7 protein-coding genes, 9 tRNA genes and 7 rRNA genes are annotated in these 19,899 nt (G+C 41.6%); all 23 read left to right on the top strand.

Annotated features, from left to right (window positions below; all coding sequences use genetic code 11):
- Positions 1-227: 227 nt before the first annotated feature.
- Positions 228-1,160, top strand: a complete 933-nt coding sequence (gene cysK, locus MT340_RS11550; protein WP_243590071.1) for a cysteine synthase A — start codon at positions 228-230, stop codon at positions 1,158-1,160.
- A 418-nt stretch (positions 1,161-1,578) separates the two neighbouring features.
- The gene (folP, locus tag MT340_RS11545; RefSeq protein WP_243590070.1) at positions 1,579-2,382 is read left to right on the top strand and encodes a dihydropteroate synthase; all 804 of its coding nucleotides are present in this window, start codon (positions 1,579-1,581) and stop codon (positions 2,380-2,382) included.
- Positions 2,360-2,725 (top strand): dihydroneopterin aldolase, encoded by a 366-nt coding sequence (folB, locus tag MT340_RS11540; protein WP_243590069.1) that lies wholly within the window; start codon positions 2,360-2,362, stop codon positions 2,723-2,725. Before folP ends, folB begins: the two co-directional genes overlap by 23 nt.
- A complete protein-coding gene (gene folK, locus MT340_RS11535; protein WP_243590068.1) occupies positions 2,726-3,205 on the top strand; it encodes a 2-amino-4-hydroxy-6-hydroxymethyldihydropteridine diphosphokinase in 480 nt (159 codons plus the stop codon).
- A gap of 274 nt (positions 3,206-3,479) precedes the next feature.
- Positions 3,480-4,970, top strand: coding sequence for a lysine--tRNA ligase (gene lysS, locus MT340_RS11530; RefSeq protein WP_243590067.1), 1,491 nt, complete (start codon positions 3,480-3,482; stop codon positions 4,968-4,970).
- 469 nt (positions 4,971-5,439) lie between these two features.
- Positions 5,440-5,554, top strand: a 5S ribosomal RNA gene (gene rrf / locus MT340_RS11525).
- 9 nt (positions 5,555-5,563) lie between these two features.
- A tRNA-Val gene (locus MT340_RS11520) sits at positions 5,564-5,639 on the top strand.
- Positions 5,640-5,652: 13 nt separating this feature from the next.
- Positions 5,653-5,728, top strand: a tRNA-Thr gene (locus MT340_RS11515).
- 5 nt (positions 5,729-5,733) lie between these two features.
- Positions 5,734-5,806: transfer RNA gene (locus tag MT340_RS11510), tRNA-Lys, on the top strand.
- A gap of 23 nt (positions 5,807-5,829) precedes the next feature.
- A tRNA-Gly gene (locus tag MT340_RS11505) sits at positions 5,830-5,904 on the top strand.
- A gap of 7 nt (positions 5,905-5,911) precedes the next feature.
- A tRNA-Leu gene (locus MT340_RS11500) sits at positions 5,912-6,000 on the top strand.
- 13 nt (positions 6,001-6,013) lie between these two features.
- Positions 6,014-6,090: transfer RNA gene (locus tag MT340_RS11495), tRNA-Arg, on the top strand.
- Between the two features lie 31 nt (positions 6,091-6,121).
- Positions 6,122-6,195, top strand: a tRNA-Pro gene (locus MT340_RS11490).
- Between the two features lie 15 nt (positions 6,196-6,210).
- Positions 6,211-6,286 (top strand) — tRNA-Ala (locus MT340_RS11485).
- Between the two features lie 124 nt (positions 6,287-6,410).
- Positions 6,411-7,961: ribosomal RNA gene (locus MT340_RS11480) — 16S ribosomal RNA — on the top strand.
- 427 nt (positions 7,962-8,388) lie between these two features.
- Positions 8,389-11,310: ribosomal RNA gene (locus MT340_RS11475) — 23S ribosomal RNA — on the top strand.
- A gap of 68 nt (positions 11,311-11,378) precedes the next feature.
- Positions 11,379-11,493: ribosomal RNA gene (gene rrf, locus MT340_RS11470) — 5S ribosomal RNA — on the top strand.
- A gap of 217 nt (positions 11,494-11,710) precedes the next feature.
- Positions 11,711-13,261, top strand: a 16S ribosomal RNA gene (locus MT340_RS11465).
- Between the two features lie 95 nt (positions 13,262-13,356).
- A tRNA-Ile gene (locus MT340_RS11460) sits at positions 13,357-13,433 on the top strand.
- A 154-nt stretch (positions 13,434-13,587) separates the two neighbouring features.
- A 23S ribosomal RNA gene (locus MT340_RS11455) occupies positions 13,588-16,509 on the top strand.
- Between the two features lie 68 nt (positions 16,510-16,577).
- Positions 16,578-16,692: ribosomal RNA gene (rrf, locus tag MT340_RS11450) — 5S ribosomal RNA — on the top strand.
- The 16S, 23S and 5S rRNA genes sit together here with 9 tRNA genes alongside, the layout of an rRNA operon.
- 968 nt (positions 16,693-17,660) lie before the next feature.
- Positions 17,661-19,361 (top strand): MFS transporter, encoded by a 1,701-nt coding sequence (locus MT340_RS11445; protein ID WP_243590066.1) that lies wholly within the window; start codon positions 17,661-17,663, stop codon positions 19,359-19,361.
- Complete coding sequence (locus MT340_RS11440; protein WP_243590065.1) at positions 19,351-19,863, top strand: PadR family transcriptional regulator; 513 nt, start codon at positions 19,351-19,353, stop codon at positions 19,861-19,863. The genes MT340_RS11445 and MT340_RS11440 overlap by 11 nt, the downstream gene beginning before the upstream one ends.
- Positions 19,864-19,899 lie beyond the last annotated feature (36 nt).

The raw sequence follows: 19,899 nt of genomic DNA, 5'->3' as shown, positions 1-19,899 counted from the left end.
TTCTGGCAGGCGGTATACTTTGATTTACTTTTCCACCAATTCCCTTAAAAATTCACTGTGTTTATCAAAATGAGTTTATGGGAAAGTTATCATATATAAGAAAAAAGTAACTTTATTAGGTATATAAAAATAATTGTCTTTGTCTTTTTAGAAAATTCTGATAGAATATAACTATATCCGATAGAAAAACTAAGTTTTAAATTAGAATGTTAAAGGAGCGTTTTTCAATGGCACAAAAACCAGTAGATAATATTACACAAATCATTGGCAATACACCGGTAGTAAAATTAAGAAACGTAGTAGACGAAGATGCAGCAGATGTTTATGTAAAATTAGAATATCAAAATCCAGGCGGTTCAGTAAAAGACCGTATCGCATTAGCTATGATCGAAAAAGCTGAAAAAGAAGGCAAAATTAAACCTGGCGATACAATCGTAGAACCTACAAGTGGTAACACTGGTATTGGATTAGCTTTCGTATGTGCTGCTAAAGGTTACAAAGCAGTATTTACAATGCCTGAAACAATGAGTTCAGAACGTCGTAACTTATTAAAAGCTTACGGTGCTGAATTAGTATTAACACCAGGATCAGAAGCTATGAAAGGTGCTATTAAAAAAGCCAAAGAATTAAAAGAAGAACATGGCTACTTTGAACCTCAACAATTCGAAAACCCAGCTAACCCAGAAGTACACGCATTAACAACTGGCCCAGAACTTGTTGAACAATTCGAAGGTAAAGAAATTGATGCCTTCTTAGCAGGTGTAGGTACAGGTGGTACATTATCTGGCGTAGGTAAAGTATTAAAAGAAAAATATCCTAACATCGAAATCGTTGCAATCGAACCAGAAGCTTCACCAGTATTAAGCGGTGGTGAACCTGGTCCACATAAATTACAAGGTTTAGGTGCAGGTTTCGTACCAGATACATTAGACACAGATATTTATGAAAGCATTATTAAAGTTGGCAACGATACTGCAATGGAAATGGCACGTCGCGTCGCTAAAGAAGAAGGTATCTTAGCAGGTATTTCTTCAGGCGCAGCTATCTATGCAGCTATCCAAAAAGCTAAAGAATTAGGTAAAGGTAAAACAGTCGTAACTGTATTACCAAGTAACGGTGAACGTTACCTATCAACACCATTATATTCATTCGACGACTAATTAGATGTCACTATTTATACGCTAGTGAAGCTTTATTGCTTTGCTAGCTTTTTTATTTTTTGAAAAGGTACCACAATACACATACACATTCTAAATTAATTTCTCAATTACGAACACTGAAATGTTGTTCAAATGAGTGTATCATTAAAAATGAATAAAAATTGAAATAGGGATGAGACAAAAAATGCATGCACTGGGAAATAACTTAACGGCTTCCCAAAAGCAGGATTCTCGGCAGAGGGGCCCTCAGCACAGAGATTTTCAAAAAGAAAATCTACAAGCAAAGCAAGCTGGGGTTGCTCTCACGACTCGACAAAATTTGAAAAATCAATTTTGCTCATCGCTCGGCTCTGCTCAAATCCTAAACGCTTTTGTCCAGACCTTGTTTCCATTTTCAATAAAGCGAAGGGTGACAATAATGACGAAAACAAAAATTATGGGCATCTTAAATGTGACGCCTGACTCATTCTCTGATGGAGGAAAATACAATTCAGTCGAAAACGCCGTGGCACGTGCCAAAGAAATGATTGAAGAAGGCGTAGATATTATAGATGTTGGGGGCGTATCTACAAGACCAGGTTATACTGAAGTGCCATTAGAAGAAGAATTGGAACGTGTCGTGCCTGTAGTAGAAAAATTAGTGCCATTAGGTGTGCAAATATCGGTTGATACGTATCGCAGTGAAGTAGCAGAAGCTTGCTTGAAACTTGGCGCAACGATGATTAATGACCAATGGGCTGGTTTATATGATCCTAAGATAATAGATAAAGTCGCTGAATACGAAGGAGAAATCGTATTAATGCATAATGGCGATGGTCATCGCGAACAACCTGTAGTAGAGGAAATGTTATTATCTTTAATAACACAAGCGAACAAAGCTGAAATGGCGGGCATTCCGCAACATAAAATTTGGTTAGATCCAGGTATTGGTTTCGCGAAAACACGTGAAGAAGAAAATGAAGTCATGGCGCGATTAGATGAGCTTGTAGCGACAGAGTATCCTATTTTATTAGCTACAAGCCGTAAACGCTTCATTAAAGAAATGATAGGTACAGAAACGAAAGCGCTGGAACGTGATGAAGCCACTGCTGCTACCACTGCCTATGGTATAATGAAAGGCGTTAAAGCTGTACGCGTGCATAATGTTCAATTAAATGTGCGTTTAGGCCAAAGTATGGACTTCTTAAAGGAGAATGAAGATGAACGACATAATCTTTCTTAAAGGTATGCGTTTTTACGGATATCACGGTGCGCTTTCTGCAGAGAATGAAATAGGACAAATATTCGTAGTCAATGTGACATTGAAAGTAGATTTAGCCGAAGCGGGCCGATCCGATGATGTCACTGATACAGTGCACTATGGCGAAGTATTCGAAGATGTGAAAGAGATTGTGGAAGGACCACCTTGCAATTTAATTGAGCATCTAGCGGAACGTATTGCAAAACGTATAAATTCACACTATAATCGTGTAATGGAAACGAAAGTCAGAATCACTAAAGAGAATCCACCTATACCAGGGCATTATGATGGTGTAGGCATAGAGATAGTGAGGGAGAATCGTTAAATGGTACAAGCATATTTAGGTTTAGGAAGTAATATTGGAGATAGAGAACAACAATTACAAGAAGCCATTCGACTGCTTGACAGTACAGAAGGTATCGAGGTGGTTCAAACTTCCCCAATCTATGAAACTGCACCAGTCGGTTATACGGATCAACCTAATTTTCTAAATTTATGCATAGAAATCAGCACAGAATTAAAGCCTCAAATACTTCTGAAACGTTGTTTAGAAACGGAGCAACATTTGCATAGAGTTAGAGAAATTCGTTGGGGCCCTAGAACATTAGACGTCGACATCTTGCTATATGGCGACGAAGTAGTCGAAGAAGAGGAATTAAGCATTCCGCATCCTCGCATGAATGAACGTGCCTTTGTATTAATACCTTTAAATGATATAGCCTCAAATAAAGTGGAACCTCGTTCTAATCAAACTATCGGCGAGCTAGTTACGTCAGACGATACCGTTAGGAAGTATAAAGATTAAGAGGTTATTATTTGAAAAGGCTCCAGGTAAGGATAAAGGAGAAAATGCTTTATTACCTCACCATCGTTTAGTAGAATTAAAAGGTGAAAATGGTGAAATGAAAATGCTTCAACATGCATCTTAGTACCTCAAACGTGCAAAGTTAACAGTAAAGCATATGAAACATTAAACCAGGCTAATACTGAACAAAATGATAGATATCTTGCTTGTAAAACTTCCAAAATGAATAAATGGAATGACTTGTAAGAATAACGAAGCTAAAGGAGAGAAAGTTATGTCAGAAGAAATGAATGACCAAATGCAGGTCCGTCGTCAAAAACTACAAGAATTAATCGATTTAGGAATCGATCCATTTGGTAAACGTTTTGAACGTACGGCGACAGCTAGTGAATTAAAAGAACAATGGGATCAATTCTCTAAAGAAGAATTACATGATAAAGAAGACGATAGCCATGTTTCAATTGCTGGTCGCTTAATGACAAAACGTGGTAAAGGTAAAGCTGGATTTGCACACGTTCAAGATTTAACAGGCCAAATTCAAATTTATGTACGTAAAGACCAAATTGGAGAAGAAGACTTCGATAATCTTTGGAAAAGTGCTGACTTAGGCGACATCGTTGGCATTGAAGGTGTAATGTTCAAAACAAATACAGGCGAAATATCAGTAAAAGCTAAATCATTTACAATGTTATCAAAAGCTTTAAGACCATTACCTGATAAATTCCATGGTTTACAAGATATTGAACAAAGATATCGTCAACGCTATTTAGACCTAATTACAAACGAAGAAAGCACACGTACATTTATCAACCGTAGTAAAATCATTCAAGAAATGAGAAACTACTTAAATCAAAGAGGTTACCTAGAAGTTGAAACACCAATGATGCATCAAATCGCTGGTGGTGCTGCTGCACGTCCTTTCGTCACACACCATAATGCATTAGATGCTACATTATACATGCGTATCGCGATTGAATTACACTTAAAACGTTTAATCGTAGGTGGACTTGAAAAAGTTTACGAAATTGGTCGTGTCTTCCGTAACGAAGGTGTATCAACACGCCATAACCCAGAATTTACAATGATTGAATTATATGAAGCATATGCTGACTATCACGATATCATGGATTTAACTGAATCAATGGTTAGACATATCGCACAAGAAGTCTTAGGTTCAGCAAAAGTTCAATATAATGGTGAAGAAATCGACTTAGAATCTGCTTGGACACGTTTACACATTGTAGATGCTGTTAAAGAAGCGACAGGTGTAGACTTCTATCAAGTTAAATCTGATGAGGAAGCTAAAGCTTTAGCTAAAGAACATGGTATTGAAATTACAGAGAATATGAAATACGGTCATATCTTAAATGAATTCTTCGAACAAAAAGTAGAAGAAACATTAATTCAACCAACATTTATTTATGGTCACCCAATTGAAATCTCTCCATTAGCTAAGAAAAATCCTGAAGATCCAAGATTTACTGATCGTTTCGAATTATTCATCGTAGGTAGAGAGCATGCAAATGCATTTACAGAGTTAAATGATCCTATTGATCAACGTCAACGTTTTGAAGCTCAACTTGTTGAAAAAGAGCAAGGCAATGATGAAGCACATGAAATGGATGAAGACTACATTGAAGCATTAGAATATGGTATGCCTCCAACAGGTGGATTAGGTATTGGTATTGATCGTTTAGTTATGTTATTAACAGACTCACCATCTATCAGAGACGTATTATTATTCCCATACATGAGACAGAAATAATAAGCAATAGACCACTGAAACGCTATTTACATTTTTGTAGATAGCGTTTTTTAATGATCTATAAAGAAGGTGAGCTAACACATTCTGAGTTTATTGAAAGAAAGAAAAGAATATTAAGAAAACATTAAAAAATATTAAAGTAGTCTAAAGTGCAATAATAATAGCATAAGTAAAAAAGAGTGAAAAATTCATTTGAAATTATAAGAAAAAAGAGTAGTCAAAGAGTGAATCATGTGCTAGTATATTATGAGTGTTCTCGAAAAGAACAAATAAATTAGTCTTTATGAAAAAACTAATTAAAAAAATAAAAAAGTGTTTGACATTATCGTTTGAATGTTATATGATATAAAAGTCGTCAAAAACGAAAGTTAATTTTGTAAAACGCTTGTAAAAGAAATTTTAACAAAGTGTAAAATTAACTATTGAAAGTTGAAATAATCGATAGTATAATTGATTGAGTAAGTTGTTGTCTGGTGACAATGGCAAGGAGGTCACACCTGTTCCCATGCCGAACACAGAAGTTAAGCTCCTTAGCGCCGATGGTAGTTGGATTTACGTTCCGCTAGAGTAGGACGTTGCCAGGCTTACAAATTGGAGAATTAGCTCAGTTGGGAGAGCATCTGCCTTACAAGCAGAGGGTCGGCGGTTCGAACCCGTCATTCTCCACCATTTTAACTAAATAGCCGGCCTAGCTCAATTGGTAGAGCAACTGACTTGTAATCAGTAGGTTGGGGGTTCAAGTCCTCTGGCCGGCACCATCTTTGAGCCATTAGCTCAGTTGGTAGAGCATCTGACTTTTAATCAGAGGGTCAGAGGTTCGAATCCTCTATGGCTCATACGATTATTTTAATAGCCACATGCGGAAGTAGTTCAGTGGTAGAACACCACCTTGCCAAGGTGGGGGTCGCGGGTTCGAATCCCGTCTTCCGCTCCATTATTTTGCCGGGGTGGCGGAACTGGCAGACGCACAGGACTTAAAATCCTGCGGTGAGAGATCACCGTACCGGTTCGATTCCGGTCCTCGGCACCATCTTTTAAATATAGCGCCCGTAGCTCAACTGGATAGAGCGTTTGACTACGGATCAAGAGGTTATGGGTTCGACTCCTATCGGGCGCGCCATTTAAAATTTCAAACCTTATTTAATTACATACGGGAAGTAGCTCAGCTTGGTAGAGCACTTGGTTTGGGACCAAGGGGTCGCAGGTTCGAATCCTGTCTTCCCGACTTCTTAAATAATATGGGGGCTTAGCTCAGCTGGGAGAGCGCCTGCTTTGCACGCAGGAGGTCAGCGGTTCGATCCCGCTAGTCTCCACCATTTATAAAATTTCTGAAATGAACATTGAAAACTGAATGACAATATGTCAACGTTAATTCCAATAAATGTAACTGTAAGTTACAAACACTATTTAGTATTATGAGCTAATCAAACATCATAAATTTTTATGGAGAGTTTGATCCTGGCTCAGGATGAACGCTGGCGGCGTGCCTAATACATGCAAGTCGAGCGAACAGACGAGGAGCTTGCTCCTCTGACGTTAGCGGCGGACGGGTGAGTAACACGTGGGTAACCTACCTATAAGACTGGGATAACTTCGGGAAACCGGAGCTAATACCGGATAATATTTTGAACCGCATGGTTCAATAGTGAAAGATGGCTCTGCTATCACTTATAGATGGACCCGCGCCGTATTAGCTAGTTGGTAAGGTAACGGCTTACCAAGGCGACGATACGTAGCCGACCTGAGAGGGTGATCGGCCACACTGGAACTGAGACACGGTCCAGACTCCTACGGGAGGCAGCAGTAGGGAATCTTCCGCAATGGGCGAAAGCCTGACGGAGCAACGCCGCGTGAGTGATGAAGGTCTTCGGATCGTAAAACTCTGTTATTAGGGAAGAACATACGTGTAAGTAACTGTGCACGTCTTGACGGTACCTAATCAGAAAGCCACGGCTAACTACGTGCCAGCAGCCGCGGTAATACGTAGGTGGCAAGCGTTATCCGGAATTATTGGGCGTAAAGCGCGCGTAGGCGGTTTTTTAAGTCTGATGTGAAAGCCCACGGCTCAACCGTGGAGGGTCATTGGAAACTGGAAAACTTGAGTGCAGAAGAGGAAAGTGGAATTCCATGTGTAGCGGTGAAATGCGCAGAGATATGGAGGAACACCAGTGGCGAAGGCGACTTTCTGGTCTGTAACTGACGCTGATGTGCGAAAGCGTGGGGATCAAACAGGATTAGATACCCTGGTAGTCCACGCCGTAAACGATGAGTGCTAAGTGTTAGGGGGTTTCCGCCCCTTAGTGCTGCAGCTAACGCATTAAGCACTCCGCCTGGGGAGTACGACCGCAAGGTTGAAACTCAAAGGAATTGACGGGGACCCGCACAAGCGGTGGAGCATGTGGTTTAATTCGAAGCAACGCGAAGAACCTTACCAAATCTTGACATCCTTTGACCACTCTAGAGATAGAGTTTTCCCCTTCGGGGGACAAAGTGACAGGTGGTGCATGGTTGTCGTCAGCTCGTGTCGTGAGATGTTGGGTTAAGTCCCGCAACGAGCGCAACCCTTAAGCTTAGTTGCCATCATTTAGTTGGGCACTCTAAGTTGACTGCCGGTGACAAACCGGAGGAAGGTGGGGATGACGTCAAATCATCATGCCCCTTATGATTTGGGCTACACACGTGCTACAATGGACAATACAAAGGGTAGCGAAACCGCGAGGTCAAGCAAATCCCATAAAGTTGTTCTCAGTTCGGATTGTAGTCTGCAACTCGACTACATGAAGCTGGAATCGCTAGTAATCGTAGATCAGCATGCTACGGTGAATACGTTCCCGGGTCTTGTACACACCGCCCGTCACACCACGAGAGTTTGTAACACCCGAAGCCGGTGGAGTAACCATTTGGAGCTAGCCGTCGAAGGTGGGACAAATGATTGGGGTGAAGTCGTAACAAGGTAGCCGTATCGGAAGGTGCGGCTGGATCACCTCCTTTCTAAGGATATATTCGGAACATCTCGTAGAGATGACGGAATAACGTGACATATTGTATTCAGTTTTGAATGTTTATTTCAAACATTCAAAATAAATGATAATTGCATTAAGTGTTATATTTTGATATAATAACTCATTGTGATTGTTGAAAATTTAAGTTATTATTTAAAGAAATCGTTTCTCAGACGATGAGTTGAACGAATTTAAAGCGCAGTTTACTTTCGTAAATGAGCATTTGAATTTGTGATAACGAAGAAGTATGAAAACGATTGACTAAATAATAGAAAATTGTACATTGAAAACTAGATAAGTAAGTAAAATAGATTTTACCAAGCAAAACCGAGTGAATAGAGTTTTAAATAAGCTTGAATTCATAAAAAATAATCGCTAGTGTTCGAAAGAACACTCACAGATTAATAACTATATTAGATTAAGTTATTAAGGGCGCACGGTGGATGCCTTGGCACTAGAAGCCGATGAAGGACGTTACTAACGACGATATGCTTTGGGTAGCTGTAAGTAAGCGTTGATCCAGAGATTTCCGAATGGGGGAACCCAGCACGAGTTATGTCGTGTTATCGACAAGTGAATTCATAGCTTGTCAGAAGGCAGACCCGGAGAACTGAAACATCTTAGTACCCGGAGGAAGAGAAAGAAAAATCGATTCCCTGAGTAGCGGCGAGCGAAACGGGAAGAGCCCAAACCAATAAGCTTGCTTATTGGGGTTGTAGGACACTCTATACGGAGTTACAAAGGAATATATTAGACGAATCATCTGGAAAGTTGAATCAAAGAAGGTAATAATCCTGTAGTTGAAAATATATTCTCTCTTGAGTGGATCCTGAGTACGACGGAGCACGTGAAATTCCGTCGGAATCTGGGAGGACCATCTCCTAAGGCTAAATACTCTCTAGTGACCGATAGTGAACCAGTACCGTGAGGGAAAGGTGAAAAGTACCCCGGAAGGGGAGTGAAAGAGAACTTGAAACCGTGTGCTTACAAGTAGTCAGAGCCCGTTAATGGGTGATGGCGTGCCTTTTGTAGAATGAACCGGCGAGTTACGATCTGATGCAAGGTTAAGCAGGAAATGTGGAGCCGTAGCGAAAGCGAGTCTGAATAGGGCGTTTAGTATTTGGTCGTAGACCCGAAACCAGGTGATCTACCCATGGTCAGGTTGAAGTTCAGGTAACACTGAATGGAGGACCGAACCGACTTACGTTGAAAAGTGAGCGGATGAACTGTGGGTAGCGGAGAAATTCCAATCGAACTTGGAGATAGCTGGTTCTCTCCGAAATAGCTTTAGGGCTAGCCTCAAGTGATGATTATTGGAGGTAGAGCACTGTTTGGACGAGGGGCCCCTCTCGGGTTACCGAATTCAGACAAACTCCGAATGCCAATTAATTTAACTTGGGAGTCAGAACATGGGTGATAAGGTCCGTGTTCGAAAGGGAAACAGCCCAGACCACCAGCTAAGGTCCCAAAATATATGTTAAGTGGAAAAGGATGTGGCGTTGCCCAGACAACTAGGATGTTGGCTTAGAAGCAGCCATCATTTAAAGAGTGCGTAATAGCTCACTAGTCGAGTGACACTGCGCCGAAAATGTACCGGGGCTAAACATATTACCGAAGCTGTGGATTGTCCTTTGGACAATGGTAGGAGAGCGTTCTAAGGGCGTTGAAGCATGATCGCAAGGACATGTGGAGCGCTTAGAAGTGAGAATGCCGGTGTGAGTAGCGAAAGACGGGTGAGAATCCCGTCCACCGATTGACTAAGGTTTCCAGAGGAAGGCTCGTCCGCTCTGGGTTAGTCGGGTCCTAAGCTGAGGCCGACAGGCGTAGGCGATGGATAACAGGTTGATATTCCTGTACCACCTAACATCGTTTTAATCGATGGGGGGACGCAGTAGGATAGGCGAAGCGTGCTGTTGGAGTGCACGTCTAAGCAGTGAGATTGAGTGTTAGGCAAATCCGGCACTCTTAAGATTGAGCTGTGATGGGGAGAGGAAATTGTTTCCTCGAGTCGTTGATTTCACACTGCCGAGAAAAGCCTCTAGATAGATAATAGGTGCCCGTACCGCAAACCGACACAGGTAGTCAAGATGAGAATTCTAAGGTGAGCGAGCGAACTCTCGTTAAGGAACTCGGCAAAATGACCCCGTAACTTCGGGAGAAGGGGTGCTCTTTAGGGTGCAAGCCCAGAAGAGCCGCAGTGAATAGGCCCAAGCGACTGTTTATCAAAAACACAGGTCTCTGCTAAACCGTAAGGTGATGTATAGGGGCTGACGCCTGCCCGGTGCTGGAAGGTTAAGAGGAGTGGTTAGCTTCTGCGAAGCTACGAATCGAAGCCCCAGTAAACGGCGGCCGTAACTATAACGGTCCTAAGGTAGCGAAATTCCTTGTCGGGTAAGTTCCGACCCGCACGAAAGGCGTAACGATTTGGGCACTGTCTCAACGAGAGACTCGGTGAAATCATAGTACCTGTGAAGATGCAGGTTACCCGCGACAGGACGGAAAGACCCCGTGGAGCTTTACTGTAGCCTGATATTGAAATTCGGCACAGCTTGTACAGGATAGGTAGGAGCCTTTGAAGCGTGAGCGCTAGCTTACGTGGAGGCGCTGGTGGGATACTACCCTAGCTGTGTTGGCTTTCTAACCCGCACCACTTATCGTGGTGGGAGACAGTGTCAGGCGGGCAGTTTGACTGGGGCGGTCGCCTCCTAAAAGGTAACGGAGGCGCTCAAAGGTTCCCTCAGAATGGTTGGAAATCATTCATAGAGTGTAAAGGCATAAGGGAGCTTGACTGCGAGACCTACAAGTCGAGCAGGGTCGAAAGACGGACTTAGTGATCCGGTGGTTCCGCATGGAAGGGCCATCGCTCAACGGATAAAAGCTACCCCGGGGATAACAGGCTTATCTCCCCCAAGAGTTCACATCGACGGGGAGGTTTGGCACCTCGATGTCGGCTCATCGCATCCTGGGGCTGTAGTCGGTCCCAAGGGTTGGGCTGTTCGCCCATTAAAGCGGTACGCGAGCTGGGTTCAGAACGTCGTGAGACAGTTCGGTCCCTATCCGTCGTGGGCGTAGGAAATTTGAGAGGAGCTGTCCTTAGTACGAGAGGACCGGGATGGACATACCTCTGGTGTACCAGTTGTCGTGCCAACGGCATAGCTGGGTAGCTATGTATGGACGGGATAAGTGCTGAAAGCATCTAAGCATGAAGCCCCCCTCAAGATGAGATTTCCCAACTTCGGTTATAAGATCCCTCAAAGATGATGAGGTTAATAGGTTCGAGGTGGAAGCGTGGTGACACGTGGAGCTGACGAATACTAATCGATCGAAGACTTAATCAATTTTTTCAAGTTTTGCGACGCAAAATCTTTACTTACTATCTAGTTTTGAATGTATAATCATTCACTTGTCTGGTGACAATGGCAAGGAGGTCACACCTGTTCCCATGCCGAACACAGAAGTTAAGCTCCTTAGCGCCGATGGTAGTTGGATTTACGTTCCGCTAGAGTAGGACGTTGCCAGGCAACCACATTTGACCATTCGGTCTTTTTTTGTGGCAAATATCTCAAGATTTTAAAAAAGTTGTTGACTTTCAATTCAATAGCGAGTATAATTAATTCTTGTGTTGAAGAAAATGAACATTGAAAACTGAATGACAATATGTCAACGTTAATTCCAATAAATGTAACTGTAAGTTACAAACACTATTTAGTATTATGAGCTAATCAAACATCATAAATTTTTATGGAGAGTTTGATCCTGGCTCAGGATGAACGCTGGCGGCGTGCCTAATACATGCAAGTCGAGCGAACAGACGAGGAGCTTGCTCCTCTGACGTTAGCGGCGGACGGGTGAGTAACACGTGGGTAACCTACCTATAAGACTGGGATAACTTCGGGAAACCGGAGCTAATACCGGATAATATTTTGAACCGCATGGTTCAATAGTGAAAGATGGCTCTGCTATCACTTATAGATGGACCCGCGCCGTATTAGCTAGTTGGTAAGGTAACGGCTTACCAAGGCGACGATACGTAGCCGACCTGAGAGGGTGATCGGCCACACTGGAACTGAGACACGGTCCAGACTCCTACGGGAGGCAGCAGTAGGGAATCTTCCGCAATGGGCGAAAGCCTGACGGAGCAACGCCGCGTGAGTGATGAAGGTCTTCGGATCGTAAAACTCTGTTATTAGGGAAGAACATACGTGTAAGTAACTGTGCACGTCTTGACGGTACCTAATCAGAAAGCCACGGCTAACTACGTGCCAGCAGCCGCGGTAATACGTAGGTGGCAAGCGTTATCCGGAATTATTGGGCGTAAAGCGCGCGTAGGCGGTTTTTTAAGTCTGATGTGAAAGCCCACGGCTCAACCGTGGAGGGTCATTGGAAACTGGAAAACTTGAGTGCAGAAGAGGAAAGTGGAATTCCATGTGTAGCGGTGAAATGCGCAGAGATATGGAGGAACACCAGTGGCGAAGGCGACTTTCTGGTCTGTAACTGACGCTGATGTGCGAAAGCGTGGGGATCAAACAGGATTAGATACCCTGGTAGTCCACGCCGTAAACGATGAGTGCTAAGTGTTAGGGGGTTTCCGCCCCTTAGTGCTGCAGCTAACGCATTAAGCACTCCGCCTGGGGAGTACGACCGCAAGGTTGAAACTCAAAGGAATTGACGGGGACCCGCACAAGCGGTGGAGCATGTGGTTTAATTCGAAGCAACGCGAAGAACCTTACCAAATCTTGACATCCTTTGACCACTCTAGAGATAGAGTTTTCCCCTTCGGGGGACAAAGTGACAGGTGGTGCATGGTTGTCGTCAGCTCGTGTCGTGAGATGTTGGGTTAAGTCCCGCAACGAGCGCAACCCTTAAGCTTAGTTGCCATCATTTAGTTGGGCACTCTAAGTTGACTGCCGGTGACAAACCGGAGGAAGGTGGGGATGACGTCAAATCATCATGCCCCTTATGATTTGGGCTACACACGTGCTACAATGGACAATACAAAGGGTAGCGAAACCGCGAGGTCAAGCAAATCCCATAAAGTTGTTCTCAGTTCGGATTGTAGTCTGCAACTCGACTACATGAAGCTGGAATCGCTAGTAATCGTAGATCAGCATGCTACGGTGAATACGTTCCCGGGTCTTGTACACACCGCCCGTCACACCACGAGAGTTTGTAACACCCGAAGCCGGTGGAGTAACCATTTGGAGCTAGCCGTCGAAGGTGGGACAAATGATTGGGGTGAAGTCGTAACAAGGTAGCCGTATCGGAAGGTGCGGCTGGATCACCTCCTTTCTAAGGATATATTCGGAACATCTCGTAGAGATGATGGAATAACGTGACATATTGTATTCAGTTTTGAATGTTTATTTTACATTCAAATATTTAATGGGCCTGTAGCTCAGCTGGTTAGAGCGCACGCCTGATAAGCGTGAGGTCGGTGGTTCGAGTCCACTCAGGCCCACCATTAAATTATTTTAATTGTACATTGAAAACTAGATAAGTAAGTAAAATAGATTTTACCAAGCAAAACCGAGTGAATAGAGTTTTAAATAAGCTTGAATTCATAAAAAATAATCGCTAGTGTTCGAAAGAACACTCACAGATTAATAACTATATTAGATTAAGTTATTAAGGGCGCACGGTGGATGCCTTGGCACTAGAAGCCGATGAAGGACGTTACTAACGACGATATGCTTTGGGTAGCTGTAAGTAAGCGTTGATCCAGAGATTTCCGAATGGGGGAACCCAGCACGAGTTATGTCGTGTTATCGACAAGTGAATTCATAGCTTGTCAGAAGGCAGACCCGGAGAACTGAAACATCTTAGTACCCGGAGGAAGAGAAAGAAAAATCGATTCCCTGAGTAGCGGCGAGCGAAACGGGAAGAGCCCAAACCAATAAGCTTGCTTATTGGGGTTGTAGGACACTCTATACGGAGTTACAAAGGAATATATTAGACGAATCATCTGGAAAGTTGAATCAAAGAAGGTAATAATCCTGTAGTTGAAAATATATTCTCTCTTGAGTGGATCCTGAGTACGACGGAGCACGTGAAATTCCGTCGGAATCTGGGAGGACCATCTCCTAAGGCTAAATACTCTCTAGTGACCGATAGTGAACCAGTACCGTGAGGGAAAGGTGAAAAGTACCCCGGAAGGGGAGTGAAAGAGAACTTGAAACCGTGTGCTTACAAGTAGTCAGAGCCCGTTAATGGGTGATGGCGTGCCTTTTGTAGAATGAACCGGCGAGTTACGATCTGATGCAAGGTTAAGCAGGAAATGTGGAGCCGTAGCGAAAGCGAGTCTGAATAGGGCGTTTAGTATTTGGTCGTAGACCCGAAACCAGGTGATCTACCCATGGTCAGGTTGAAGTTCAGGTAACACTGAATGGAGGACCGAACCGACTTACGTTGAAAAGTGAGCGGATGAACTGTGGGTAGCGGAGAAATTCCAATCGAACTTGGAGATAGCTGGTTCTCTCCGAAATAGCTTTAGGGCTAGCCTCAAGTGATGATTATTGGAGGTAGAGCACTGTTTGGACGAGGGGCCCCTCTCGGGTTACCGAATTCAGACAAACTCCGAATGCCAATTAATTTAACTTGGGAGTCAGAACATGGGTGATAAGGTCCGTGTTCGAAAGGGAAACAGCCCAGACCACCAGCTAAGGTCCCAAAATATATGTTAAGTGGAAAAGGATGTGGCGTTGCCCAGACAACTAGGATGTTGGCTTAGAAGCAGCCATCATTTAAAGAGTGCGTAATAGCTCACTAGTCGAGTGACACTGCGCCGAAAATGTACCGGGGCTAAACATATTACCGAAGCTGTGGATTGTCCTTTGGACAATGGTAGGAGAGCGTTCTAAGGGCGTTGAAGCATGATCGCAAGGACATGTGGAGCGCTTAGAAGTGAGAATGCCGGTGTGAGTAGCGAAAGACGGGTGAGAATCCCGTCCACCGATTGACTAAGGTTTCCAGAGGAAGGCTCGTCCGCTCTGGGTTAGTCGGGTCCTAAGCTGAGGCCGACAGGCGTAGGCGATGGATAACAGGTTGATATTCCTGTACCACCTAACATCGTTTTAATCGATGGGGGGACGCAGTAGGATAGGCGAAGCGTGCTGTTGGAGTGCACGTCTAAGCAGTGAGATTGAGTGTTAGGCAAATCCGGCACTCTTAAGATTGAGCTGTGATGGGGAGAGGAAATTGTTTCCTCGAGTCGTTGATTTCACACTGCCGAGAAAAGCCTCTAGATAGATAATAGGTGCCCGTACCGCAAACCGACACAGGTAGTCAAGATGAGAATTCTAAGGTGAGCGAGCGAACTCTCGTTAAGGAACTCGGCAAAATGACCCCGTAACTTCGGGAGAAGGGGTGCTCTTTAGGGTGCAAGCCCAGAAGAGCCGCAGTGAATAGGCCCAAGCGACTGTTTATCAAAAACACAGGTCTCTGCTAAACCGTAAGGTGATGTATAGGGGCTGACGCCTGCCCGGTGCTGGAAGGTTAAGAGGAGTGGTTAGCTTCTGCGAAGCTACGAATCGAAGCCCCAGTAAACGGCGGCCGTAACTATAACGGTCCTAAGGTAGCGAAATTCCTTGTCGGGTAAGTTCCGACCCGCACGAAAGGCGTAACGATTTGGGCACTGTCTCAACGAGAGACTCGGTGAAATCATAGTACCTGTGAAGATGCAGGTTACCCGCGACAGGACGGAAAGACCCCGTGGAGCTTTACTGTAGCCTGATATTGAAATTCGGCACAGCTTGTACAGGATAGGTAGGAGCCTTTGAAGCGTGAGCGCTAGCTTACGTGGAGGCGCTGGTGGGATACTACCCTAGCTGTGTTGGCTTTCTAACCCGCACCACTTATCGTGGTGGGAGACAGTGTCAGGCGGGCAGTTTGACTGGGGCGGTCGCCTCCTAAAAGGTAACGGAGGCGCTCAAAGGTTCCCTCAGAATGGTTGGAAATCATTCATAGAGTGTAAAGGCATAAGGGAGCTTGACTGCGAGACCTACAAGTCGAGCAGGGTCGAAAGACGGACTTAGTGATCCGGTGGTTCCGCATGGAAGGGCCATCGCTCAACGGATAAAAGCTACCCCGGGGATAACAGGCTTATCTCCCCCAAGAGTTCACATCGACGGGGAGGTTTGGCACCTCGATGTCGGCTCATCGCATCCTGGGGCTGTAGTCGGTCCCAAGGGTTGGGCTGTTCGCCCATTAAAGCGGTACGCGAGCTGGGTTCAGAACGTCGTGAGACAGTTCGGTCCCTATCCGTCGTGGGCGTAGGAAATTTGAGAGGAGCTGTCCTTAGTACGAGAGGACCGGGATGGACATACCTCTGGTGTACCAGTTGTCGTGCCAACGGCATAGCTGGGTAGCTATGTATGGACGGGATAAGTGCTGAAAGCATCTAAGCATGAAGCCCCCCTCAAGATGAGATTTCCCAACTTCGGTTATAAGATCCCTCAAAGATGATGAGGTTAATAGGTTCGAGGTGGAAGCGTGGTGACACGTGGAGCTGACGAATACTAATCGATCGAAGACTTAATCAATTTTTTCAAGTTTTGCGACGCAAAATCTTTACTTACTATCTAGTTTTGAATGTATAATCATTCACTTGTCTGGTGACAATGGCAAGGAGGTCACACCTGTTCCCATGCCGAACACAGAAGTTAAGCTCCTTAGCGCCGATGGTAGTTGGATTTACGTTCCGCTAGAGTAGGACGTTGCCAGGCAATTAAATCGTATGGATGCGATGAGCCGATATCGAGACCGTAAGGTCTCTTTTTTTATGTCTAAAATTAAAGTTTTAGAACACGTTTACGTATATTTAGCTTTACGAAGAGAAAGCGATTGAAGCTGATGAATTGAGGAAAGAGAGCAGTGAGTTTAGTTGAGCTAAATGAGCAAGCGAAAGACGACAATGAAGAAAGATGCGAGCGCTTGCCTCAAAGTAAAGGAAGCTCCTTAGCGCCGATGGTAGCAGATTTACGTTCCGCTAGAGTAGGACGTTGCCAGGCAATTAAATCGTATGGATGCGATGAGCCGATATCGAGACCGAAAGGTCTCTTTTTTTTATGTCTAAAATTAAAGTTTTAGAACACGTTTACGTATATTTAGCTTTACGAAGAGAAAGCGATTGAAGCTGATGAATTGAGGAAAGAGAGCAGCGAGTTTAGTTGAGCTAAATGAGCAAGCGAAAGACGACAATGAAGAAAGATGCGAGCGCTTGCCTCAAAGTAAAGGAAGCTCCTTAGCGCCGATGGTAGCAGATTTACGTTCCGCTAGAGTAGGACGTTGCCAGGCAATTAAATCGTATGGATGCGATGAGCCGATATCGAGACCGTAAGGTCTCTTTTTTTTATGCTTAAAATAAAAGTTATAGCGCTAGTTTATGTTTAGTGGCTCTATGTCAAATCGGATTGATGAGGCTAATGATGAGGCTAATATTGAGATTAAACAACATAATGCTGTTTAATCTCTTTTTTTGTGTTGGATCAAAAATGGTAGCAGATTTACGTTCCACTAAAAAATGAAATAACAAAACTGTGAGCATCTAAATTTCATCTTGTAGACATATAAACAGAAATGATATTAATTAAATTATTATTTACGACATTAATATGTAGATGTATAATATGATTGTTTATATTTTAATTTTCTGAATTATCAAATTATTAATTACTAACATGAGGTGCTATAAATGAAAATAAAATTAATTGTATTAGCGATGTGTTTAAGTACATTTGTTTGTATGATGGATACCACCATTATGAATATTGCTTTACCAAAAATACAAACAAGTTTAAATACAACTTTAAATAATGTATCTTGGACTTTGAATATTTATACTATTGTGTTTGCAGCTTTTACAATACCTCTTAGTAGATTAGCCGATAGATTTGGAAGAAATAAATCATATATTACTGGTTTAATAATTTTTTTAATTGGTTCAATATTATGCGGAACATCTCATAACTTTGTTGAGCTTGTTATTTATAGAGGAATACAAAGTATAGGGGCAGCTATTGTATTTCCCATTAGTATGGTGATTGCTGTAGAAAGTGTTAGTAAAGTAAATAAAGAAAAAGTAATAGCTTTTATTGGAATTGCTCAAGGTCTAGCTGCTGCTTTAGGTCCCTCACTCGGCGGAATATTGACAGAATACTTTGATTGGGAATGGATATTTTATATTAACATCCCTTTAATTTTAATTTGTTTACAATTAAGCTTTCAATATTTGGAAACTAAAAAAGAACCAATAAAGGATGAAGCTATAGATTTAACTGGATCATTTTTAAGTATGATATTTCTAGGTACTCTAACATTTAGTTTAATTAAAGTTAGAGAATGGGGATGGGATTCAAAAGGAATTATTATATTATTTGTTTTTTCTGCATTAATATTATTGTTATTTTTAATAAGCCAAATAAAAAGTAAAAATCCAATGTTATCTTTAAAATTATTTAAAAATAGAAATTTTTCTGCAGCTTCAATCACGATGATTTTAAGTAATATATTTTTAGTAGGAGTAATGGTGATATTACCATCTTTTTTAACTATCTTACATAATAAAAGTGAAATAAAAGCTGCAATATTAATTACACCAATATCAGCAATGATATTTATAATTACTCCTTTTTCTTCTTTAATAATTAAAAAGATTGAAAATAAGTATGTTGTAATGACTGGTTTTTTATTAATCTTATTATCATATTTTATTTTTATAAAAATGACTGCTGACGAATACTATTTATATTTAATCGTTGGATGTATAATATTAGGTGTGGGTTATGGTATGATTATAGGTCCATTGACAATTATTGCAGCTTCTAGCTTTGTTGGGAAAGATTTAACAGCCTCACAAGGAGTAATAGGAGTTTTTCGCCAAATGGGAATAATATTGGCTATAGCCATTTATATTTCATCTTTAACTTTATATACTAATGAGGCTAAAATTAATATTAAAAAAGATTCTAAATATTTAATTGAAACATTGAATCTAAGCAATAAAGATAAAGAAATATACTACAAAAAAGTGAGTCAACATATAGATAACAATTCTAAAACTAATGATAATTCGTCGCTTATTTCTAGAAATAAGCAAGATAGTATAATTAAACAAAAATATAATGAAGTCGAAAAGAAACTCCCCGATTTAAAAAATAGTCAGAAAATTGAAATTTTAGATAAAATTAAAAAAGAAGTTACAAAAAAATCAAATCAAATAAATAAAGATGGTAAAGAAATTAATAACAAAATAATGGAGATATCAGAGAGAAAAATAAATGAGGCATACTTAAAAGTTTTTTCTAAAGCTATTCCATTTATTATTATTTCAATATTTATTAGTTTGCTTTTTAAAAAAAATAAAAAAGAAAGTAAGGGATTGCATGAAGAGTAGGGGCGTAATATTAGGGTTACTTAATAAAAAGCCAAGAACTGGTTATGAACTGAATGAAGTATTTCAATCTGTATTTACTCATTTTTTTGATGGATCATTTGGAATGATATATCCTACCTTAAAAGCACTCGAAAAGGAGGAGAAAATTAAAAAAAAGGTAATTTATCAAGAGGGAAAACCAAATAAAAATGAATTTAGTATTACTTCTGAAGGAGAAGAAGAGTTTCTGAAATATCTATTCTCTGAAGTTGTGAAAGAAAGTAGAAAATCTGATTTTTTAATGAGGTTATATTTTGGAGAATATTTAAATGAAGAGAAATTAAATGAAATAATTAGAAAAGAAATTGAGTATAAGAAACAATTAATAAAACAATTAAAAAGTGATTATGAAAAATGGAAGAACAAAATAACAGTAACTCAACAATTATCATTTGATATAGGGATTGAGCAATATAAGTCAGAAATAAGAGTTTTGGAAAATTACATTGATAAACATGAATAACGTGAAAATTCTTTTAGATTATAATTTTAATAGCAA

Origin of the sequence: Staphylococcus sp. NRL 16/872, assembly GCF_022815905.2 — a bacterium.
GTDB lineage: Bacteria > Bacillota > Bacilli > Staphylococcales > Staphylococcaceae > Staphylococcus.
This window is presented reverse-complemented; position numbering and strand designations above follow the sequence as displayed.

Coding starts and splice junctions, on each gene's coding strand:
- folK (WP_243590068.1), top strand. CDS start 2,726: ATGGTACAAGCATATTTAGGTTTAGGAAGTAATATTGGAGATAGAGAA.
- MT340_RS11440 (WP_243590065.1), top strand. CDS start 19,351: ATGAAGAGTAGGGGCGTAATATTAGGGTTACTTAATAAAAAGCCAAGA.
- cysK (WP_243590071.1), top strand. CDS start 228: ATGGCACAAAAACCAGTAGATAATATTACACAAATCATTGGCAATACA.
- MT340_RS11445 (WP_243590066.1), top strand. CDS start 17,661: ATGAAAATAAAATTAATTGTATTAGCGATGTGTTTAAGTACATTTGTT.
- lysS (WP_243590067.1), top strand. CDS start 3,480: ATGTCAGAAGAAATGAATGACCAAATGCAGGTCCGTCGTCAAAAACTA.
- folP (WP_243590070.1), top strand. CDS start 1,579: ATGACGAAAACAAAAATTATGGGCATCTTAAATGTGACGCCTGACTCA.
- folB (WP_243590069.1), top strand. CDS start 2,360: ATGAACGACATAATCTTTCTTAAAGGTATGCGTTTTTACGGATATCAC.